The organism is Brevibacillus reuszeri (assembly GCF_002897295.1).
Lineage (GTDB): Bacteria > Bacillota > Bacilli > Brevibacillales > Brevibacillaceae > Brevibacillus > Brevibacillus reuszeri_A.
This window is the reverse complement of record NZ_BEXF01000014.1, coordinates 38791-57352: the sequence shown is the minus strand read 5'-3', so window position 1 is coordinate 57352 and position 18562 is coordinate 38791. Positions and strand designations below refer to the sequence as shown.

The following is an 18562-nucleotide window of genomic DNA, read 5'->3' as shown; positions in this document are numbered from 1 at the left end:
GATTGTAGACTTTACTTATCTATGATAAGGTCCATTTCACAAGATAGCAAGTGTCACATGCAGCTTGACATTGATAAAATAACGGATATTATAGATACTATAAGTCGATTATCTAAGAGCGCTCTTACGATTATGAGTACCTTAACTTGCTTTATCTTTATTAGATGAAGCTTTTCTTTCAACTCAATCATAGATATGAAATGTCCTTAATATCTCTATAAAGGAGTTAAACATTATGATTTATGATTTCGCGATTGTTGGCGGAGGGTCAGCCGGGTTAAATGCCGCTTTGGTACTCGGCAGAGCACGGAGAAACGTCGCCTTGCTCGACAACAATCAGCCTCGAAATGCGGTCACCCATGCATCCCACGGTTATCTGACGAGAGATGGAGTAACACCTGCCGAGTTTCGCCGCATCGCCTATGAGGAGGTGCTCCGCTATCCGTCTGTTCATCAACTCAAAACAGAAGTCGTTTCCATTACAACGCTCGACTCGGGATTTGAGGTGCATGATTCATCAGGCGCCCGGATTCAAGCACGCAAGCTGATCCTGGCTACAGGCTTAAAGGAAATCTTTCCTGAGATTGATGGCCTCCATTCATTCTATGGAAAAAGTCTGTTTAATTGCCCGTTTTGTGATGGCTGGGAGCTGCAAGATCAGCCTCTTGTCGTCGTTTCCGCAGATCCGGCCGTTTTCCATACCGCCAAGCTGCTTCTCAATTGGACCCACGATTTAGTCGTCTGCACCAATGGTCAAAGTCCACTTTCAGATGAACAAAAAGAGCAGCTTCTCTCCAAAGGAATCGAGGTGATGGAGCAGCCCGTCGCAGCCTTCATCGGGGAAAACGGGCAACTATCGCATGTACGTTTTGCGGATGGAACGACGATCGCCAGGACAGGAGGATTCGTAGCTCCTAGATTTATACACAGCGCTCCGTTTATCGAGAGCTTGGACTGCGAAAAAACCCCACTGGGCGGAATTAAGACAGATCAGCTAGGCAAAACCTCCATCCCTGGTTTGTTCGCCGCAGGGGACACATCGTATGTCGCGCCTTCTCAACTGATTTATGCTGCTGCCGGCGGAAGTAAAGCAGCTATGAGTGTAACCAAGGAATTAACGGAAGAAGATTTCCATGACATGAATCGTACTAAATTCGGGAGGAATTGAAATGGAATTAAGAATGCTTCACAACGAAGTAAACCCTGCTGCTTACGAGGCTATGAAGAGCCTTGAGTTTCCGAGCTCGGAGTACCCGAGCATGTTTAATAAAGGAGAGATTGATATGGCAATTCACCATGTAACCGATGCTACTTTTAAGAACGAAATGCAAACAAAAGGACTCACCTTAGTCAATTTTTGGGCGCCTTGGTGCGGACCATGCAGGATGTTTACCACAGTCCTTGAAGCATACGTAGCCGAAGGAAACCATGATGTCAAAATCCTCAAGCTCAATGTAGATGAAGAAACGGATGTTGCCAATCAATTTGGAGTCATGAGCCTGCCCACTAGCATCCTCTTTAAAGATGGGGAACCAATCGACAAAGTCATCGGTGCCCTTCCTCTCAGTGATCTGAAAAAATTCGTTACCAGATAAAAGGAGCAAGACAGTGATAAACCGACACATCTACCGTGTCGGTTTTGCTGTTTACATATTCACCAGCTTGCGTTTGCGTCTCACTGTGGCTCTTATTATGAAAAGAACATTATCATTTTTGATAGGTCGTGTGCTTCTTCGATTGCTCGTATACCCACTCATCCAGAGCTCGTTTGGAGAACCGATACGTGCTGTTGATCTGCAGAGCAGGAATATCCTTACTATCTAAAAGCTGGGCGAGAATCTGCTCGGTAATGCCTAAGTATTCAGCTGCTTCTACTGCATCAAGTATTTGTTTTTCTTGTGGAGCCTTCTTGTTGTTCAATTCATTTAATTCATTGCTCATCGTCACCAGGATGTTGGCCATCTGTGCCGTATTGTGCGTTGCTGTATCCCCATATGCAGCTATGCTCTTTGTTGCATCAGAGATCAGCCATGATCCTATCAGTAAAACAGCGCATAAGCAAAACATCCAAATGTTTTTCATCTCTCTCATATCACCACTCCCCGTTATTAAATATACTAGAAAAAGGAAAAACCGACACAATTTTCGCGTCGGTTTCTCTGCTTTCTTATGCTCTCTTATGTCAGCTGGACAAGCCGTCCCTCCAGCTTTACACGCTCTTCCACCAAAAGGCCAATGACCTCAACCAAAAGGCCATGCTCTACTTCGTGGATGCGTGCTGCCAATGTTTCTTTTGTATCTGTCTCTTGCACGGCTACAGGGAGCTGGGCGATGATCGGACCCGTATCGAGACCCGCATCGACAACATGCACCGTTACCCCCGTAATCTTTACCCCGTAGTCGAGCGCCTGGCCAATCGCATCTTTTCCAGGGAAGGCAGGCAGAAGCGATGGATGCAGATTGATGATTTTTCCCTCATAGGCGGACAACAGTGTCTCGCCAACCAATCGCATGTATCCTGCAAGCACAACCAGCGTAACATCGAGCTTCTGAAGCTGCGCCACAATCTCTTTCTCAAAGGCAGACTTGTCGGCATATTCCTTTGGCTGAAACACAAAGGCTGGAATTCCTAGCCGTTCCGCACGCTCCAGCACTTTGGCTCCCGGCTTGTCGCAGACAAGAAGCGCTACTTCTACACCACGGAGCTGTCCAGCCTGAACCGCCTGCACGATCGCTTCGAAGTTGGAGCCGCTTCCTGAGGCGAAAATGGCTAGCCTTCTCACCATTCCACCCCGTTGTATACGACTTTGCGCTCGCCAGCTTCAATTTTACCAATGACGTATGGCTCTTCGCCCAGGTCTTTCAGCTTGGCTACGACAGAATCCACGTCATCCGCTTTGACAACAAGCATCATGCCGATCCCCATGTTAAACGTTTTGTACATGTCTGGATAAGAAATGTTGCCTGCTTCTTGAACCAGTTGGAAAATCGGCAGAACAGGCCACGAGCCAACATCAATCGTCGCCTGTGTACCCTCTGGCAGCACACGCGGGATGTTTTCTGTGAAGCCGCCGCCTGTAATATGCGCCAGCGCCTTGATCTCATGAGATTCCAGTACAGATAACACCTGCTTGACATAGATGCGAGTCGGGGTCAGCAGTTCCTCTCCGAGCTTTTTGCCGAGCACGTCCACATGATCGTGAAGCGACATGCCTTTGTCAGCCAAAAGCACTTTGCGCACGAGAGAGAAGCCATTGCTGTGCACACCGCTGGAAGCAAGCCCAATCAATACATCGCCTGCTTCAACAGAAGCTCCTGTAATCATTTTGCTTTCGTCTACGACACCTACGGTAAAGCCAGCAATGTCGTATTCGCCCTCAGCGTACATTCCAGGCATCTCAGCTGTTTCTCCACCGATCAAGGAGCAGCCTGCCTGAGAGCAGCCTTCTGCAATCCCTTTGACAATGGCCTCAATCTTTTCTGGAATGACCTTGTCTACTGCCAAATAATCGAGGAAAAAAAGCGGCTCTGCCCCTTGCACAACGACGTCATTGACGCACATCGCTACGGCGTCAATCCCGATCGTATCATGCTTATCCATCGCAAAGGCAAGCTTCAGCTTGGTACCTACACCATCTGTACCAGAGACGAGGATCGGCTTTTCATACTTGGTTGTATCCAGACGGAACAAGGCACCGAAGCCGCCCAAATCCGTCAATACCTCTGGACGGAATGTGCGCTTCACGTGCTTTTTCATGCGTTCGACTGCTTCGTTCCCCGCATCGATGTCGACGCCTGCTTGTTTATATGCTTCACTCATCGTTTCTCCCCCTACCAGAGGTTCCTTGTATTAGCATTTGAGCGCAGGTAGCGCCTCTTCAAATTCAATCTCAGTCGGATATTCCCCGGTAAAGCATGCGAGGCAGTGTCCTTTATTCGGAGCCGAATCCTGACGCCCGATTGCTTCAATCATGCCTTCGACTGACAAGAAGGACAACGAATCTGCTTCAATGATTTGGCGGATTTCCTCAATGGATTTGGTTGCCGCGATCAGCTCATCCCGAGTCGACGTATCAATGCCATAGAAGCAGGAATTCATGACTGGCGGAGAGCTGATGCGTACGTGAACTTCCTTGGCTCCCGCCTCACGCAGCATACGCACAATCCGATTGCTGGTCGTACCGCGAACGATCGAATCGTCAATCATGACCACGCGTTTTCCTTCGACTACCTTGCGTACAGCAGAGAGCTTGAGGTAAACAGCGCGCTCGCGAAGCTCCTGGCTCGGCTGGATAAACGTGCGACCAACATAGCGGTTTTTGATCAATCCGATTTCATATGGAATCCCTGTCGCTTCCGCAAAGCCAATCGCTGCGGAAATGCTGGAGTCAGGTACACCTGTCACGACATCTGCCTCAATCGCCGACTCCAAAGCCAGCTGTTTGCCGAGACGCTTGCGTGCCATGTGTACGTTGATTCCATCGATGTCGCTGTCAGAACGTGCAAAATAAATGTATTCAAACGTGCAGATCGAGCGCTGTGTAGTCTCGGTGAACTTCGATTCACTCACGCCATTTTTATCAATGACAATCAGCTCACCTGGCTGAACATCGCGCCAGTACTGCGCTCCGATAATGTCAAAAGCACAGGTCTCCGAGGCAACGGTAATCGCGTCTCCCAATCGTCCCAAAGACAACGGACGCAATCCATTTGGATCAAGCGCGATAACCAGTTGATTTTCGTTCATGACGAGAAGTGCATAAGCACCTTTAATGTGCTGAAGTGCATCTCTTACTGCCCCAGGCAAGTCACGGCTTTCGGAGCGCGCGATCAGGTGGGCGATTACTTCTGTATCGCTGGTCGTTTGGAAAATGGAGCCTTTTGCTTCCAGCTCTTTTCTGAGAACAGCCGCATTCACCAGGTTACCGTTGTGAGCTACAGCCATGCTGCCTTGCGCGTAACGGAAAAACAGCGGCTGTGCATTTTCGATTTTGCTGGACCCGGCAGTTGTGTACCGAGTATGACCAATGGCAATATGACCTTTGAATTTCTCCAGATCACCCTTGCCAAACGCTTCAGATACGAGTCCCATTCCGCGATGCTTATACCACTTCTCGCCGTCGGAGGCGCAAATGCCTGCGCTCTCCTGACCGCGATGCTGAAGGGCATGAAGCCCCAGGTACGTTAATTGGGATGCTTCCTGGTGGTTGTAAATGCCAAAGACACCACATTCTTCATTCAGTTTGTCCCAGATTAACCGATCAAACATGGAATCGCATCCTTCCAGGCTGCTTTCACCTCTTGAATAGAAGCATTGATCGCTTCACTGCCGTTCACATTCACTATTAGGCGCTCGCCACCGATGGTTCCGATCTCTTTTGCCGGTACGCCATGCTCACCTGCCAATGCGAGAATCGCTGCTGCCTGCTCTTTGGATGCACTGAGCAAAATGCGAGACTGCGACTCACTAAACAAAAGAACATCATGACGCAGCTCGGAATCCAGCGACACTTGTGCGCCCACGTTTTTGCCGAAGCAAGACTCTGCCAAAGCTACACCCAAACCGCCTTCGGACAGATCGTGAGCCGAGCTTACCAGACCTTTGCGGATAGCAGTCAAAACGAGCTTTTGAACAGCTGCTTCCTTGTTCAGATCAATTTGTGGCGGTCTACCAGAGATCGAGCCTGTAGCCAGCTTTTGATACTCAGATCCACCTAGCTCTGCGAAAGTTTCGCCGAGCAAGATGATGACATCGCCTTCGTTTTTGAAATCTTGAGTTGTGATATGGTCAACATCTGTGATCAAACCAACCATGCCGACAGTTGGAGTCGGATAGATGGCGTCACCGCTGCGTTCATTATAGAAAGAAACGTTTCCGCCGATAACCGGTGCGTCCAGTGCTACGCACGCTTCGCTCATACCCTCGCATGATTTCTCGAACTGCCAAAATACTTCTGGCTTTTCCGGGCTTCCGAAGTTGAGGCAGTCTGTAATCGCAAGTGGTTCTGCACCCGAGCATACTACGTTGCGCGCAGATTCTGCTACAGCGATCGCACCTCCGACTTTTGGATCGAGGTAAACATAGCGTCCGTTGCAATCTGTCGACATCGCGAGTGCTTTGCGTGTTCCGCGCACCATCACGACAGCAGCATCAGAGCCTGGTTTTACAGCAGTATTGGCACGAACGATATGGTCGTACTGCTCGTAAACCCATGCTTTGTTCGCAACAGTTGGTTGTGCCAAAAGGCTTTTCAATGCTTCGTTCAAATCAGCTGGCTCGGCGATTCCTGCAAGAACATCTACTTTTGCGTTTGCTTCGTAATAAGCAGGTACCGCAGATGGGCGATGGTATACAGGCGCATCATCAGCCAAGCTGTCTACTGGTACTTCTGCTACGACTTCGCCTTTGTGCAATAGACGCAGCTTGCTGTCTTCTGTTACTTTACCCACGACAGCGGACGCCAAGCCCCATTTGTCAAAAATCGCAATGGCTTCTGCTTCCTTGCCTTTTTCCACGACAACGAGCATACGCTCTTGAGATTCAGAGAGCATCATTTCATAGGCAGACATACCTACTTCACGCTGTGGCACCAAATCCAAATTCATCTCGATACCGTTTCCTGCTTTGGAAGCCATCTCAGAGCTGGAGCTGGTAAGGCCTGCCGCGCCCATGTCCTGAATCCCTACGACGATACCTGTGTCGATCAGCTCCAGGCATGCTTCAAGAAGCAGCTTTTCCATGAATGGATCGCCTACTTGCACAGCAGGACGTTTTTTCTCGGATTCTTCGGTCAGCTCTTCAGAAGCAAAAGTCGCTCCGTGAATACCATCGCGTCCTGTGCTGGAACCAACGTAAATCACTGGGTTGCCAATACCAGAGGCTACCCCTTTTTGAATCTTCTCGTGGTCAATCAGACCAACACACATAGCGTTGACGAGAGGATTTCCTTCATAAGTAGGATCGAAGTTGACCTCGCCGCCTACAGTAGGAATCCCGATGCAGTTGCCGTACCCTGCGATACCAGCAACTACGTGCTCAAACAAATATTTTACGCGAGGAGTAGTCAGCTCCCCGAAACGAAGCGAGTTCAGTACAGCAATCGGACGAGCACCCATGGAGAATACGTCACGGATGATTCCGCCCACACCAGTCGCAGCGCCTTGGTACGGCTCGATTGCAGATGGGTGGTTATGGCTTTCGATTTTGAAAACAACGGCTTGGTTATCGCCAATGTCTACGATACCCGCACCTTCCCCTGGTCCTTGCAAAACGCGAGGTCCCTTAGTCGGGAAGCGGCGCAGAACAGGCTTGGAGTTTTTATAGGAGCAGTGCTCAGACCACATAACGCTGTAAAGACCTGTCTCCGTCCAGTTCGGTTTACGGCCGAGGATATCGACTACACGCTGGTATTCTTCCTCTGTCAGACCAATTTCACGATAGATCTTTTGTTCTGCAATTTGTTCAGCTGTCGGTTCTTTATGCGTGAGTTGTGACACTGCTTTTTTCCCTCCACGTCTTCAGGATCGAGGTAAACATGCGGCGGCCGTCATCGGAGGTCATCCATGTATGCACAGCACGCTCCGGGTGAGGCATCATGCCCAGCACATTGCCTTTTTCGTTGCAAATTCCTGCAATATCTTCAAGAGAGCCATTCGGATTTTCGCCATGGTAGCGGAATACAATCTGATTGCCCGCTTTAAGCTTTTCCAGTGTCTCATCATCACAGTAGTAGTTTCCTTCGCCATGTGCGATCGGAATTTGAATTTCTTCCCCTGCCGCGTAATCAAGAGTAAACGCGGTTTGGTTATTTTCTACACGCAGTCCCGACAGCTTGCAACGGAACTTGAGTGAAGTGTTGCGCAACAGAACGCCTGGCAAAAGGCCTACCTCGGTCAGAATTTGGAATCCGTTACAGATTCCCATGACCAGCTTGCCTGCTTCTGCCGCCTTCACTACTTGCTCCATGACTGGAGAAAAGCGAGCAACTGCACCACAGCGCAAGTAGTCGCCATAAGAGAAGCCACCTGGCAACAGAATCGCATCATACTGAGAAAGGTCGGTATCAGAGTGCCACACGTAATCAACCGGCACACCCATTACATCCTCAACTGCGTTGTACAAGTCGATGTCAGCATTGGAACCTGGAAAAACGATAACCGCTACTCGCATTTATTAGCCCTCCACGATCTCAAAGCGATAGTCTTCAACCACCGTGTTGGCCAGCAGCTTTTCGCACATTTCACGTACACGTTCTTCTGCCTGAGCACGGTCTTTTGTATCCAGCGTGAGCTCCATATATTTACCGATGCGTGCATTGTTTACTTCATCAAATCCGAGTGTGTGCAAAGCACCTTTTACTGCATGGCCTTGTGGATCAAGCACGCTCTCGCGCAAAGTTACATAAACAACAGCTTTAAACATGTACGTCTCCTCCCAGTCTCTTAAGCATTTCTTGATACGCTTCTTCTACGTTGCCCAAATCCCGACGGAAGCGGTCTTTATCCAGCTTCTCGTTCGTTTCTGAATCCCAGAACCGGCATGTGTCCGGCGATATTTCATCGGCGAGGAGAATCTCCCCATCCGCAGTTTTGCCAAATTCAAGCTTAAAGTCGACCAGTGTAATGCCACGCTCCCGCAAATATGGGCGCAGGACTTCATTGACTTCAAGCCCCATACGCTCAAGAGTCGCTTGGTCGCTTTCGCTAGCGATTCCCAGCACCTTGATGTGGGAAGCATTCACCAGCGGATCACCTAGTGCGTCGTCCTTGTAGTAAAACTCAACAACCGGCTGTGGAAGTGCAGTACCTTCTTCCATTCCCAGGCGTTTGGCTAGTGAGCCAGCCGCGATATTGCGCACGACTACCTCCAAAGGAATAATCTCCACTTTTCGTACGACCTGCTCGTTTGCAGACAGCAGGCGAACAAAATGGTTGTCGATGCCACTCTCTTTCAGCATCGTGAAGAAAATAGCGGTGATGCGATTGTTCAGCTCACCTTTTCCGGTGATTTGCGCCCGTTTCTCTCCATTGAATGCCGTTGCGTCGTCTTTATACTCCACCCAGTATTGATCAGGCACTGATGTCCGATAAATACGTTTCGCCTTGCCTTCGTAGAGTTGTTCTTGTTTTTCCACTGTAGGAGTCACCTTCCTAGGTAAAAAGGTTAAGTTACGGTAAATACACGAACGTTTCAAATACATTAAAACACAATCATACGCATTTATCAACGAAAAAAGCAGAATCACACTTCGACAAACGTTCGGTTTTTGGCGTAAATTGCATTGTGTTTTATTTGTAAACATTCGTTTACATACCCTCCACACTAGCTCTACACTTTCTCCTTACAATAGTCCTAGTAGCATTGTTAATTTGATTAGGGGGATTTTTCTTGAAGACTCAGACATTATTTTCTACTCTTCTTTCACCTTTTTTCCAGCTAAATAGACGTACCCGGCTCGGCACGAAAATAATGTTCCCACTACTTGCCATTCTCCTTACTGCTTCAGGCATCATCGGCGGAACCTTCTACATTCAGGTGAAGAGCATGATCGTTACCCAAATGGAAGCAAGGCTCGATTCGGAAACCGATAAAATCATAGAAAAGATTTCTCTCATGAAATTCATGTTTGCCGCTGATGAAGCAACCTATCAAAAGCGTTTGGAATTCGAGCTGGTGCAGCAGCGGGAAAGTCTCGCTCAAGAAGGTCTTACCGTTCAGCAGTTTATAGTATCTGACGGTGCGTTTAACCCCATTACTAACGTAACCAACAAACCCATCACGATTCCCAAGGAAGTAGCCTCTCAACTGGAGGCGGAGCGCTTTGGTGTCCTCCATTTGCCTGTTGACGGCGTCATACATACATTGGCTTTTACCCATTCTCCTGATGAAAATATGATTTATGTACTTGATGTCTTGCAGGATCAATACCTTGGACCGCTGCATCAGACAACCAGACTCATCCTGCTGACTGTGGCTGGCAGCCTCCTTCTCTCTGCCGTCATTTGCTGGTTTATCACCAAGGGAATCACAGCTCCCTTTTCTGTCATGACAAAAAGCATGCAGCAGGTAAGCTTTGGAGATTTGACTCAGCGATTGGACATGCAGCACGAGGGACCTGAAATCCGTTCTATCTCAGACAGCTTCAACCATATGATCACGCAGATGGCCCAGATGATTCGGGAAATGCAAAAGATGATGGTTGAGCTAGGGCAAGGTGGGGTGCATATCCAGCAAAATGCCGACGATACGAGCCAGCTCTCCTCCCTTCTTGCTATTCGGCTTGAATCCGTAAATAAGGGTGTAGAGCAAACGGCTGTCTCCACAGAAACAGCTAACAACACCTTCCACGAAATGAAAAAAGGCTTGGATGAGCTTTTCTTTCGAATCAACTCCATTTTGCAAGCAGGAGTACAGATGGAGCGTGCGACAAAATCGGGTCATGAGCGAATTTCCGACCTGACCTCTACGATAGCTGCCTTTGCCGAGACTTATGCCCAGCTGGATAAACGGATGGCACATCTTCGCCTGCAATCGGAATCAATCGGTCAGATAATTTTGTTGATACAAGCGATCGCCAGACAGACCAAGCTGCTCGCGATGAATGCAGCGATCGAAGCGGCGCGTGCAGGAGAGTATGGCAGAGGCTTTGCTGTAGTGGCAGATGAAGTAACCAAGCTGGCTAATGAATCGGAGAAGGCGACTATTCAGATTACAAGCATCATGACGCAGGTGCAAACCGAAACAAATACAATCTCTAGTGAAAGCATTCTGGCTAGTACCCAGCTTCAGCAAAGCAAAATGAAGCTTTCCGAAGCAGAACAGTCCTTCATGCAAATGAAAGACGCAGTAGATCAGACGACTGGCGAGCTGCACGCTGCCCATGCAGGACTTGAAATGATATCGATTGGCTTGAATGAAGTGGATCAATCGTTGGAAACCTTCGTCGCCATCTCCCAGGAGACAAAAAGCAGCACAGAGGAGATGTGGCAGGCATCATGCGAGCAGCTTTCTTCTATAGAGAGGTCACGTCAGCTAGCAGATGATTTGCAAGTATTGTCAAAGCGTCTTCATGAGATTAGCGAAAAGTTTCGGGTTGCATGACTGACGTAAGCCCGTATTCTTTTTTTGTGATAAACTAAGGTTCGGTGTAACCTTTTCGCGAAAGAAGGAATAAAAGATGTTTCCGTTTGAGGTATCTTTTCCTACCCTTATCTACTTCGGTATGGGTGAATTAAAACGATTGGGACAGGAAGCCAAAACGATTGGTCACAAAGCACTGCTTGTCACAGGCGGGAGCGCTGCCAAGCGCACTGGCCTCTTGGAACGCGTGCAGACCCTTTTAAAAGAAGCACAAGTAGAGTATGTCTTGTTTGACAAAATCGAGCCCAATCCGCGGACTGCTACCGTAGATGCGGGAGCTGCACTGGCACGTGAGCATCAGTGTGATTTCATCCTGGCAGTTGGTGGCGGTTCCGTGATGGACGCCTCCAAAGCGATTGCAGCAGCTGCCAAGACCGGGCGTCCAATCTATGACTACATGCGCGGGAATCCGACTGGTTCAAGTCAACTGCTTGTACCTGTAATGGAAGCATTGCCGCTCATGACTGTCCCTACCGTGGCAGCTACAGGCTCAGAAGCAAACAGCATCAGTGTCCTGACCCACTGGGACACCCATGAAAAATCTTCATTTTACGGGCCAGCCCTTTATCCCAAAATTGCAATCCTCGATCCTTCCATCACGTTCACTGTTCCGGCTCGCGTCACGGCTGAATCATGTGCAGATATTTTTTCCCATCTATTTGAAAACTATTTGATCAGTGCAGACAAAACGAATGTGCAGGACGGTATCTCCGAGACATTGATTCGATTGGTTGTTGAGCATTCACTTACTGCCATCGAGCAGCCTGACCATGAAGAGGCACGGTCGACCCTATTGTGGGCGAGTACACTCGGAATCAGTCCATTCGCAGCAGGCGGTCGGGGTGCTGGCATGCCACTGCACGGGATTGAGCACCCGTTAAGCGGAATTTTTGATATGGCGCACGGTCGTGGACTAGCTATCCTGTCACTTCCTTATTTCGAACAGGTCATTTTGCCTGATCGCCCGGAACGGCTGGCACGCATGGGACGAAGCTGCTTAGGTGTCACCGAAGAAGACACACAAAATGCGGCTCGTGCCACGATCGAAGCTGTCCGTCACTGGTATGAGCGCATGGGCATTACAGAGAAGCTGTCCGATTTTGGAGTAACGCGCGAGGTCATTTCGCGAATGGCTGACGAAGCTGTCCATATCGGCGGAAGAGGCGTCGGCTACCTGCCAAGCTCCCGAAAGCTGAATGCAGAAGACATCATCGCGATCTACGAAGCCTGCTTGTAAGCCCTTGCATAATCTACTAGCGAGCCTGTAGGTAGCTGTGCCATAATAGCAGTAAAAAAACTTCTATCGAAGCCTGAACTTGCTACATATTTTCTATCTATGGAGGTTGCGTAAAAATGGCAGATCCACGCATCAATGAATTAGCCAGCCGTCTCGTCCGCTATTCACTCAATTTGCAAAAAGGAGAAAAAGTACTGATTGAAAATACAGGTCTGCAGCCTGAATTGGTACGCGCTCTCGTCCGTGAATCGTTTGCGGTAGGCGCTCTCCCTTTGGTCACTCTTAAAGATCAGGAAATTCTTCGCGCACTCTACCAGGGTACAAGCGAAGAGCATATGGCACTCATGGCCAAGTACGAGTATGACCGGATGAAGGACATGGACGCGTACATTGCAATCCGTGCCTATGACAACATCAATGAGCTTGCAGATGTTCCGGAAGACAAGATGGGTATCTACTCGCGCATCCTCTACCAGCCAGTACATACGAACGAGCGCGTGCCGAACAAACGCTGGGTAGTGCTCCGCTATCCGAACAAATCCATGGCCCAGCTGTCTGGCATGAGTCTGGAGAACTTCGAAGACTTCTACTTCTCCGTTTGCAACCTGGACTATGAAAAAATGTCCAGAGCGATGACACCACTAAAAGAGCTGATGGATCGCACAGACCGCGTGCGTATCGTCGGTCCAAACACAGACCTGCGCTTCTCCATCAAAGGCATAAACGCAGTAAAATGCGATGGCAAACGCAACATTCCAGACGGTGAGGTCTACACTGCTCCTGTGCGTGACTCTGTAGAAGGAACGATCTTCTACAACGCCGCTACGAACTATCATGGCATTTCCTTCACGGATGTTCAGTTCACATTCAAAGAAGGAAAAATCGTAGAGGCAACAAGCTCCAATACAAAAGCTCTGAACGAGATTCTCGATACAGATGAAGGCGCTCGCTACATCGGTGAGTTTGCGATTGGCTTTAACCCGCACATCCTGCACCCGATGCTGGACATCCTGTTCGATGAAAAAATCGCAGGCAGCTTCCACTTCACGCCAGGTAATGCGTATACAGTAGCCGATAACGGAAACCGTTCCTCTGTTCACTGGGATCTGGTGCAAATCCAACGTCCTGAATACGGAGGCGGCGAAATCTGGTTTGATGATGTCCTGATCCGCAAAGACGGACGCTTTGTACTGCCAGAGCTAGAAGGCTTGAACCCTGAAAATCTGGTTTAAATCATGCTTGCTACAACAAAAAGCTACCCACATTAGTGATATGGGTAGCTTTTTGCATATAAGAGAGTTTAGGCTTGAATAAATTTATCGAGCTTTTCCTTTTGACGCAAATGATGTACAAAATGCATAGAAATCAGCTGGTACCATTCGGCAGCATTCAAATAGCCGAGTGCAGGATGTGGCATTTTTTGATCAGGTGAAATCGCTGCTAGGGTCGGTTCAAGCTCACGTACCTGATTAATCAGTTGAAGCAATTTTGGCTTTACCTCTTCTATAGACTCAGGGTTAGCTGGCGTGTACTGGGGTGAATCAGGAACCTTGATCGATATTGGCGGAAATTTTCCTGCCCCGATAATCATTACACCATTCTCTGTTTTGTCTCCCTCGACTACTCCATTCCCAGATGCACATTGCTCAATCGCCTGGATTTGCATATAAACAGCCGATTGTATCAGGTGATTGTACAGCTGCCCAAGCGACCATTCATCTGCTGCAGGCTTTTTTGTGAACTGCTCGACAGAATACCCGTCCAAAGCTTTTACATATTGCTCGGCAACCTCTTCAAAACGGCTCAACATTTCCACTGTATTCATGTAGGAACACCCTTTCTCATTTCAGTTCATCCATCTATAGTGCCATCATAACGCACCGCTCCTGACAGCATCATGTCAGTAGCATTTGCAGCCATGTAAACAATTTGATCTGGTCATGTGCTTAGAATCAGATAAACTTGGTTTAGATGATCACGACAAAAGGAGGCACCCTCTATGAATAAAACGGACCGTCTGCTGGCCATCGTACTCGAGCTTCAACGCAAGCAATTGCTGCGCGCAGAAGATCTGGCCGAAACATTTGAGACCAGTGTCCGAACCATTTATCGTGATATGCAAGCGCTGAGTGAGGCTGGTGTCCCCATTGTCGGCTCCCCTGGCCTCGGCTATTCCTTGATGGAGGGCTATTTTCTGCCTCCCGTGAGCTTTTCGATTGAGGAAGCGGTCACTCTCTTGATCGGTACAGGTCTTGTGGAGCAAGCCTTTGATCCCTCATACGGGGAGCATGCCAAATCCTCGCAACGCAAGCTGGAGTCGCTCCTGTCAGAGCCGGTACGTCAAGAGACCGCCCGAGTCCGCTCCACCTTTCGCCTGCTGAATACTTGCGGGTATGCGGCAAAAGGTCAATTACAGGAATATATGGAAACGCTCAGACAAGCGATTTTAAACCGCCAAAAGGTAAGGTTCCACTATAAAAAAAGTATCCCGGAGGCAAATGGCAACCGGGATAGCGTACGGGATGTTGCACCTTATGGACTCGTGCTCGTACGGGGCTCATGGATACTCCTTGCTCAATGTGATCTGCGCCAGGACATCCGCAACTTTCGTCTGTCACGAATGAACGAGCTTACCGTTTTGGATGACCACTTTACGTGCCCGGCAGATTTTGATTTGGAGTCGTATAAGCCAAAGGATGATCGGGATCTGCTCGTACGTATACAAGTAAACAGTACGATCGTCGACAAGGTAAAAGAATCAAACCCATTTTTTATCGAAGAAATCGCGGAGCATCAAGAAGCAGTGATTGTCACTCTGCGTGTGCGACAAATTGAGGAAATCGTCTCCTGGGTACTCGGTTGGGGAGCACAAGTCACTGTTCTGGAGCCAGATTCGCTGCGTACACGCATTCGCGAGGAAGCAGAAAAAATGCTGCAGCACTACTTCCCTTCCCCAAACAATCCCGCGAGCTTTTGATACGTCGGGGGAAACTCTGCCTGATAGCGCAAAAAGGACGGGATCGGGTAACGCACTCCCCCTTTTTGTGTCCCAGCCAGGCCTTCTACCAATTCAGCCGCATCACGGAAATGAAAGCTGAATGCCATCTCATGGTCTTGCGTCTGGGCAAACAAGCGATCTCCATAACAGGGAACAATGACCTGCGGCTCGCCTGTTTGCAGTGGCTTGATGGCGATGTCTGCACAATCGGCACGGGCAGAAAACGTCGACGGAATAGAGCCGCCCCGCTTGTAGAGCATCCCGGCTACCAATCGCATGACCTGCGCCGCGTTTCCATAGATCACAACCACGTCAGGATCAACCTCTGCCCGCTCTAGTGGGTACGATACATAGTAGCCACTTTCCTCTGCAGAAAACTTCGGTACGTCTAGTTCACTTTTCGCTCCCGCCTCAAGCGTATCCGTGTACATCCCACAGGCGAGATTACCTTCCGTGTAAAAAGCAGGCTGCTCTTCGTATCCAAAAGCTACCTGCGCGATCGGACAGGACAAATCAGCCCCATTCATCGCAATACTCCAGCCATAACGGCGCGAAAAACTGACGGACTGGCAAATGGTAATCTGATAGCCCAGATCGCGCTGCGGTCGTTTTGCTTTGGCTGGCAGCGCTGCTTCTTCTTTTATGATTTTGACCCCAACTGGAAAAGTTTCCGTTCTTACATACGTTTGAAGCGCTTGATTTAGCTCTTTTGCATTCATGTCCTTACCTCCTCCAAATGGCTGTACTCCGAATTTTTCGTCTTTTCCATACAGATTCCCTGCTCATTCTTTTCTTTTTACCGTTACTTAGCTTACAAAATCGTAAGGTTCGGGAAAGGTAAATCCATTTCGACTTTGCCCGATCCTTGCTAGGATAAGGATAACCACACGAACGGCTTGGAGGATCTGCATGAAAAAGCTAGTTTATATCAGCATTTTCGTTCTCTGTTGCTTGCTTGCGGGCTGCAGAGCACAAGCTCCACTGGAACAAGTCCAAGGTCTTAGCAAAGAAGAGGCTGCACAAATTGCCGCTACCGCTGTCAGAAAGTACTACCATTTGCAGGTAGATACAAAAAACCGCGAAATTACGCTCGAAGACCCGTCCCAATTAATTGATTCCGCTACAGGCAAACCCATATACAAAGGAATACCCGTACACGCTCTATTGAAGGATAAGCCAGCTGCTGGAGATATATATGGATTCCATGCGATTATCGAGCCCCAGACGAGACAGGTTCTTTCTTTGTCTGTTGACGTGATCGGCACAGATGGAGAAAGGGCGACACAAGAAGTGCCAGAGGAAGCTCTCGAAAAGGCTGCTGCCGACTTTATTCGAACCCAAAAGCTGCTTGCTCCTGCTTCTTTTGAACTCGTGAAAACCTCTGATGTGAGCACCCAAACCTCGAAACGCTACTTCTATTATTCAGACGGACAACATGCCATTGCGATCGGTGTGGATACCGATCTGCAACAAGTAGTAACCTTCACCTATGATTAAAACCTCTCCGACGACTAATCCTTTTCCTGACAGGGAAAGGTAATAGTAAAATGGAGGTGAAAAAATGGCAGATATTAAAGTTCAAGATAACGGCCCACTGCTTGTCACGGGTGAGTTTACGCTTTTAGATGGCGAAGGAAATCCGATGGAGACAAAAAGCCAGGTTCATCTCTGTAGATGCGGTCTATCCTCTAACAAGCCTTACTGCAACGGCGCTCACAAAGGACAATTTGAAAGCACGGTGAGAGCCTAGCAATAAGCCAACGGGATAGACCTGTTCTTGTTTTGTTATCTATCGTAAGTAAAAAAAGTGGTTAAGCAGGGTCAGCCTACTGCTAAACCACTTTTTTTACATATCCTCCATGAAATCTACGTTTGGACAACTGGATAATTAATGATAGAGTAGATAGAAGGGAGGGATCACTCGATGAAAGCGATATTGGTTGATGACGAACAGCTACCTTTGCTGCATCTGCAAAAAGTGCTGGAACGCGATATAGCTGGCATTGAGGTTATCGGAGCGTATTCAGATCCTCTTTTGGCGATCGAAATGGCGAAAACTCTCAAGCCTGAAGTCGTGTTCCTCGATATTAATATGCCGGGCATCAGTGGTCTGGAAATTGGAGAGCAGCTTCAAACCTTCGATGCTCCACCTGAGATTGTCTTCGTGACTGGCTATGATAAATATGCAGTAGAGGCCTTCGAGCTTTGTGCTCTGGATTACATCATGAAGCCTGTGCAGCTTAATCGTTTGCAAAAAACGATTGAGCGATTGAGAAAGCGACTGAAAAATGAGATCAGCGTAGAAGCAAAGCCTCTGATCACAATTAAATGCTTTAACTATATTCAATTCCAGCTTCAGGATCAAGAACCGAGCACGATCAAGTGGCGTACAGCAAAAGCTCGCGAGCTGTTTGCGTATTTGCTGCACCACCGTAACCGGATGATCGACAAGGATACAATTATCGAGCTGCTTTGGCCCGAATGTGATTTGTCCAAGGGTGTCACACAGCTCTATACAACGATTTATCTAATCCGCCAAACATTGAAGCAGCACGGGCTTGAATCCGTTTCTATCACAAAAGGAAATTTGGAAAACGGCTACAAGCTCTCCGTCGGACCTGCTCAGATTGATGTAGAAGAATGGGAGAATCACGCTTCCCAGCTAAGCCCTCCTGCCATACATAACGCACAGGTGTATGAACGTATTTTGGAGATGTATACTGGCGATTATCTGGGAGAACACGAGTATTTATGGGCAGAGCATGAGCGCGAACGTCTGCGGCGGCTATGGCTGCAACTGGCGAAAAATTTAAGCAGCTTTTACTTTGAACAAGAGATGACGCAAGCGGCAGAAAAAGTGAACCTGCTCATGCAGTCTCTTCATCCGCTCGTGGAAGACAGCTACATCCATCTAATGAAGCTGTATGCATCGACAGGTAATCACGCAGCTGTAGAGGAACAATACGATCTGTTAGCTTTCAGATGGGAACAGGAGCTCGATACCCCTGTGAATCCTGACATCACCGCGTGGTACAGGGCTTGGAAGCAGCAGCCTAGTTCATCACCTCTGTGAGGTCCGAGGGCAATCTCATTACATACCAAAAACCCTTCTGATTGACTTCGTGTCAAAAGAAGGGTTTTCATGTCTCACAACTGCAAATGAGCCTATGCCTCCATAGCCTCGTGT

At 48.5% G+C, this 18562-nt stretch carries 19 protein-coding genes; 9 read left to right on the top strand and 10 right to left on the bottom strand.

Features of this window, described 5'->3' with window-relative positions:
* Window positions 1-235 precede the first annotated feature (235 nt).
* Window positions 236-1168: an NAD(P)/FAD-dependent oxidoreductase gene (locus tag C3B52_RS21160; RefSeq protein ID WP_103108376.1), complete on the top strand. Its 933-nt coding sequence runs from the start codon at window positions 236-238 to the stop codon at window positions 1166-1168.
* Window positions 1169-1283: 115 nt separating this feature from the next.
* The gene (gene trxA, locus C3B52_RS21155; RefSeq protein ID WP_103108450.1) at window positions 1284-1595 is read left to right on the top strand and encodes a thioredoxin; all 312 of its coding nucleotides are present in this window, start codon (window positions 1284-1286) and stop codon (window positions 1593-1595) included.
* Window positions 1596-1707: 112 nt separating this feature from the next.
* Here trxA and C3B52_RS21150 read toward each other — a convergent pair whose 3' ends face one another.
* The 8 genes from C3B52_RS21150 to purC all read right to left on the bottom strand — a co-directional run bounded on the left by C3B52_RS21150 (window position 1708) and on the right by purC (window position 9134).
* Window positions 1708-2091, bottom strand: coding sequence for a helix-turn-helix domain-containing protein (locus C3B52_RS21150; RefSeq protein WP_103108375.1), 384 nt, complete (start codon window positions 2089-2091; stop codon window positions 1708-1710).
* 86 nt (window positions 2092-2177) lie between these two features.
* The gene (gene purN / locus C3B52_RS21145; protein ID WP_103108374.1) at window positions 2178-2786 is read right to left on the bottom strand and encodes a phosphoribosylglycinamide formyltransferase; all 609 of its coding nucleotides are present in this window, start codon (window positions 2784-2786) and stop codon (window positions 2178-2180) included.
* Complete coding sequence (purM, locus tag C3B52_RS21140) at window positions 2780-3820, bottom strand: phosphoribosylformylglycinamidine cyclo-ligase (protein ID WP_103108373.1); 1041 nt, start codon at window positions 3818-3820, stop codon at window positions 2780-2782. Before purM ends, purN begins: the two co-directional genes overlap by 7 nt.
* Before the next feature lie 30 nt (window positions 3821-3850).
* On the bottom strand, window positions 3851-5269 hold the full coding sequence (purF, locus tag C3B52_RS21135; protein ID WP_103108372.1) for an amidophosphoribosyltransferase: 1419 nt from the start codon (window positions 5267-5269) through the stop codon (window positions 3851-3853).
* The gene (gene purL, locus C3B52_RS21130) at window positions 5254-7497 is read right to left on the bottom strand and encodes a phosphoribosylformylglycinamidine synthase subunit PurL (protein ID WP_103108371.1); all 2244 of its coding nucleotides are present in this window, start codon (window positions 7495-7497) and stop codon (window positions 5254-5256) included. Before purL ends, purF begins: the two co-directional genes overlap by 16 nt.
* Window positions 7478-8170 (bottom strand): phosphoribosylformylglycinamidine synthase subunit PurQ, encoded by a 693-nt coding sequence (gene purQ / locus C3B52_RS21125; protein WP_103108370.1) that lies wholly within the window; start codon window positions 8168-8170, stop codon window positions 7478-7480. The genes purL and purQ overlap by 20 nt, the downstream gene beginning before the upstream one ends.
* Window positions 8171-8173: 3 nt before the next feature.
* Window positions 8174-8422: a phosphoribosylformylglycinamidine synthase subunit PurS gene (purS, locus tag C3B52_RS21120; RefSeq protein WP_103108369.1), complete on the bottom strand. Its 249-nt coding sequence runs from the start codon at window positions 8420-8422 to the stop codon at window positions 8174-8176.
* Window positions 8415-9134 carry a phosphoribosylaminoimidazolesuccinocarboxamide synthase gene (purC, locus tag C3B52_RS21115; protein ID WP_103108368.1) on the bottom strand — a complete coding sequence of 240 codons (720 nt, stop codon included), beginning with the start codon at window positions 9132-9134 and terminating at the stop codon, window positions 8415-8417. The genes purS and purC overlap by 8 nt, the downstream gene beginning before the upstream one ends.
* 254 nt (window positions 9135-9388) lie before the next feature.
* Between purC and C3B52_RS21110 the strand changes: the two genes are divergently transcribed.
* The 3 genes from C3B52_RS21110 to C3B52_RS21100 all read left to right on the top strand — a co-directional run bounded on the left by C3B52_RS21110 (window position 9389) and on the right by C3B52_RS21100 (window position 13609).
* Window positions 9389-11101, top strand: coding sequence for a methyl-accepting chemotaxis protein (locus tag C3B52_RS21110; protein ID WP_235615806.1), 1713 nt, complete (start codon window positions 9389-9391; stop codon window positions 11099-11101).
* A gap of 76 nt (window positions 11102-11177) precedes the next feature.
* Window positions 11178-12377 (top strand): iron-containing alcohol dehydrogenase, encoded by a 1200-nt coding sequence (locus tag C3B52_RS21105; protein WP_103108367.1) that lies wholly within the window; start codon window positions 11178-11180, stop codon window positions 12375-12377.
* 116 nt (window positions 12378-12493) lie between these two features.
* The gene (locus C3B52_RS21100; RefSeq protein WP_103108366.1) at window positions 12494-13609 is read left to right on the top strand and encodes an aminopeptidase; all 1116 of its coding nucleotides are present in this window, start codon (window positions 12494-12496) and stop codon (window positions 13607-13609) included.
* Window positions 13610-13677: 68 nt separating this feature from the next.
* Here the strand turns inward: C3B52_RS21100 and C3B52_RS21095 are convergent, their stop codons facing one another.
* Window positions 13678-14202: a DinB family protein gene (locus C3B52_RS21095; RefSeq protein WP_103108365.1), complete on the bottom strand. Its 525-nt coding sequence runs from the start codon at window positions 14200-14202 to the stop codon at window positions 13678-13680.
* Window positions 14203-14376: 174 nt separating this feature from the next.
* On the opposite strand from C3B52_RS21095, the gene C3B52_RS21090 reads away from it, so the two are divergent.
* Window positions 14377-15354 (top strand): helix-turn-helix transcriptional regulator, encoded by a 978-nt coding sequence (locus tag C3B52_RS21090; RefSeq protein WP_103108364.1) that lies wholly within the window; start codon window positions 14377-14379, stop codon window positions 15352-15354.
* Here C3B52_RS21090 and C3B52_RS21085 read toward each other — a convergent pair.
* On the bottom strand, window positions 15318-16094 hold the full coding sequence (locus tag C3B52_RS21085) for a DUF169 domain-containing protein (protein ID WP_103108363.1): 777 nt from the start codon (window positions 16092-16094) through the stop codon (window positions 15318-15320). The two genes, C3B52_RS21090 and C3B52_RS21085, sit on opposite strands and share 37 nt — an antisense overlap.
* 190 nt (window positions 16095-16284) lie before the next feature.
* Between C3B52_RS21085 and C3B52_RS21080 the strand changes: the two genes are divergently transcribed.
* From C3B52_RS21080 to C3B52_RS21070, 3 genes are all read left to right on the top strand, one after another.
* Window positions 16285-16872, top strand: coding sequence for a hypothetical protein (locus C3B52_RS21080; RefSeq protein WP_103108362.1), 588 nt, complete (start codon window positions 16285-16287; stop codon window positions 16870-16872).
* Between the two features lie 64 nt (window positions 16873-16936).
* Window positions 16937-17125: a CDGSH iron-sulfur domain-containing protein gene (locus tag C3B52_RS21075; protein WP_103108361.1), complete on the top strand. Its 189-nt coding sequence runs from the start codon at window positions 16937-16939 to the stop codon at window positions 17123-17125.
* A 174-nt stretch (window positions 17126-17299) separates the two neighbouring features.
* A complete protein-coding gene (locus tag C3B52_RS21070; RefSeq protein WP_103108360.1) occupies window positions 17300-18448 on the top strand; it encodes a response regulator in 1149 nt (382 codons plus the stop codon).
* Window positions 18449-18562: the final 114 nt, after the last annotated feature.

Coding starts and splice junctions, on each gene's coding strand:
- C3B52_RS21160 (WP_103108376.1), top strand. CDS start 236: ATGATTTATGATTTCGCGATTGTTGGCGGAGGGTCAGCCGGGTTAAAT.
- trxA (WP_103108450.1), top strand. CDS start 1,284: ATGGCAATTCACCATGTAACCGATGCTACTTTTAAGAACGAAATGCAA.
- C3B52_RS21150 (WP_103108375.1), bottom strand. CDS start 2,091: ATGAGAGAGATGAAAAACATTTGGATGTTTTGCTTATGCGCTGTTTTA.
- purN (WP_103108374.1), bottom strand. CDS start 2,786: ATGGTGAGAAGGCTAGCCATTTTCGCCTCAGGAAGCGGCTCCAACTTC.
- purM (WP_103108373.1), bottom strand. CDS start 3,820: ATGAGTGAAGCATATAAACAAGCAGGCGTCGACATCGATGCGGGGAAC.
- purF (WP_103108372.1), bottom strand. CDS start 5,269: ATGTTTGATCGGTTAATCTGGGACAAACTGAATGAAGAATGTGGTGTC.
- purQ (WP_103108370.1), bottom strand. CDS start 8,170: ATGCGAGTAGCGGTTATCGTTTTTCCAGGTTCCAATGCTGACATCGAC.
- purS (WP_103108369.1), bottom strand. CDS start 8,422: ATGTTTAAAGCTGTTGTTTATGTAACTTTGCGCGAGAGCGTGCTTGAT.
- C3B52_RS21105 (WP_103108367.1), top strand. CDS start 11,178: ATGTTTCCGTTTGAGGTATCTTTTCCTACCCTTATCTACTTCGGTATG.
- C3B52_RS21100 (WP_103108366.1), top strand. CDS start 12,494: ATGGCAGATCCACGCATCAATGAATTAGCCAGCCGTCTCGTCCGCTAT.
- C3B52_RS21095 (WP_103108365.1), bottom strand. CDS start 14,202: ATGAATACAGTGGAAATGTTGAGCCGTTTTGAAGAGGTTGCCGAGCAA.
- C3B52_RS21090 (WP_103108364.1), top strand. CDS start 14,377: ATGAATAAAACGGACCGTCTGCTGGCCATCGTACTCGAGCTTCAACGC.
- C3B52_RS21085 (WP_103108363.1), bottom strand. CDS start 16,094: ATGAATGCAAAAGAGCTAAATCAAGCGCTTCAAACGTATGTAAGAACG.
- C3B52_RS21080 (WP_103108362.1), top strand. CDS start 16,285: ATGAAAAAGCTAGTTTATATCAGCATTTTCGTTCTCTGTTGCTTGCTT.
- C3B52_RS21075 (WP_103108361.1), top strand. CDS start 16,937: ATGGCAGATATTAAAGTTCAAGATAACGGCCCACTGCTTGTCACGGGT.
- C3B52_RS21070 (WP_103108360.1), top strand. CDS start 17,300: ATGAAAGCGATATTGGTTGATGACGAACAGCTACCTTTGCTGCATCTG.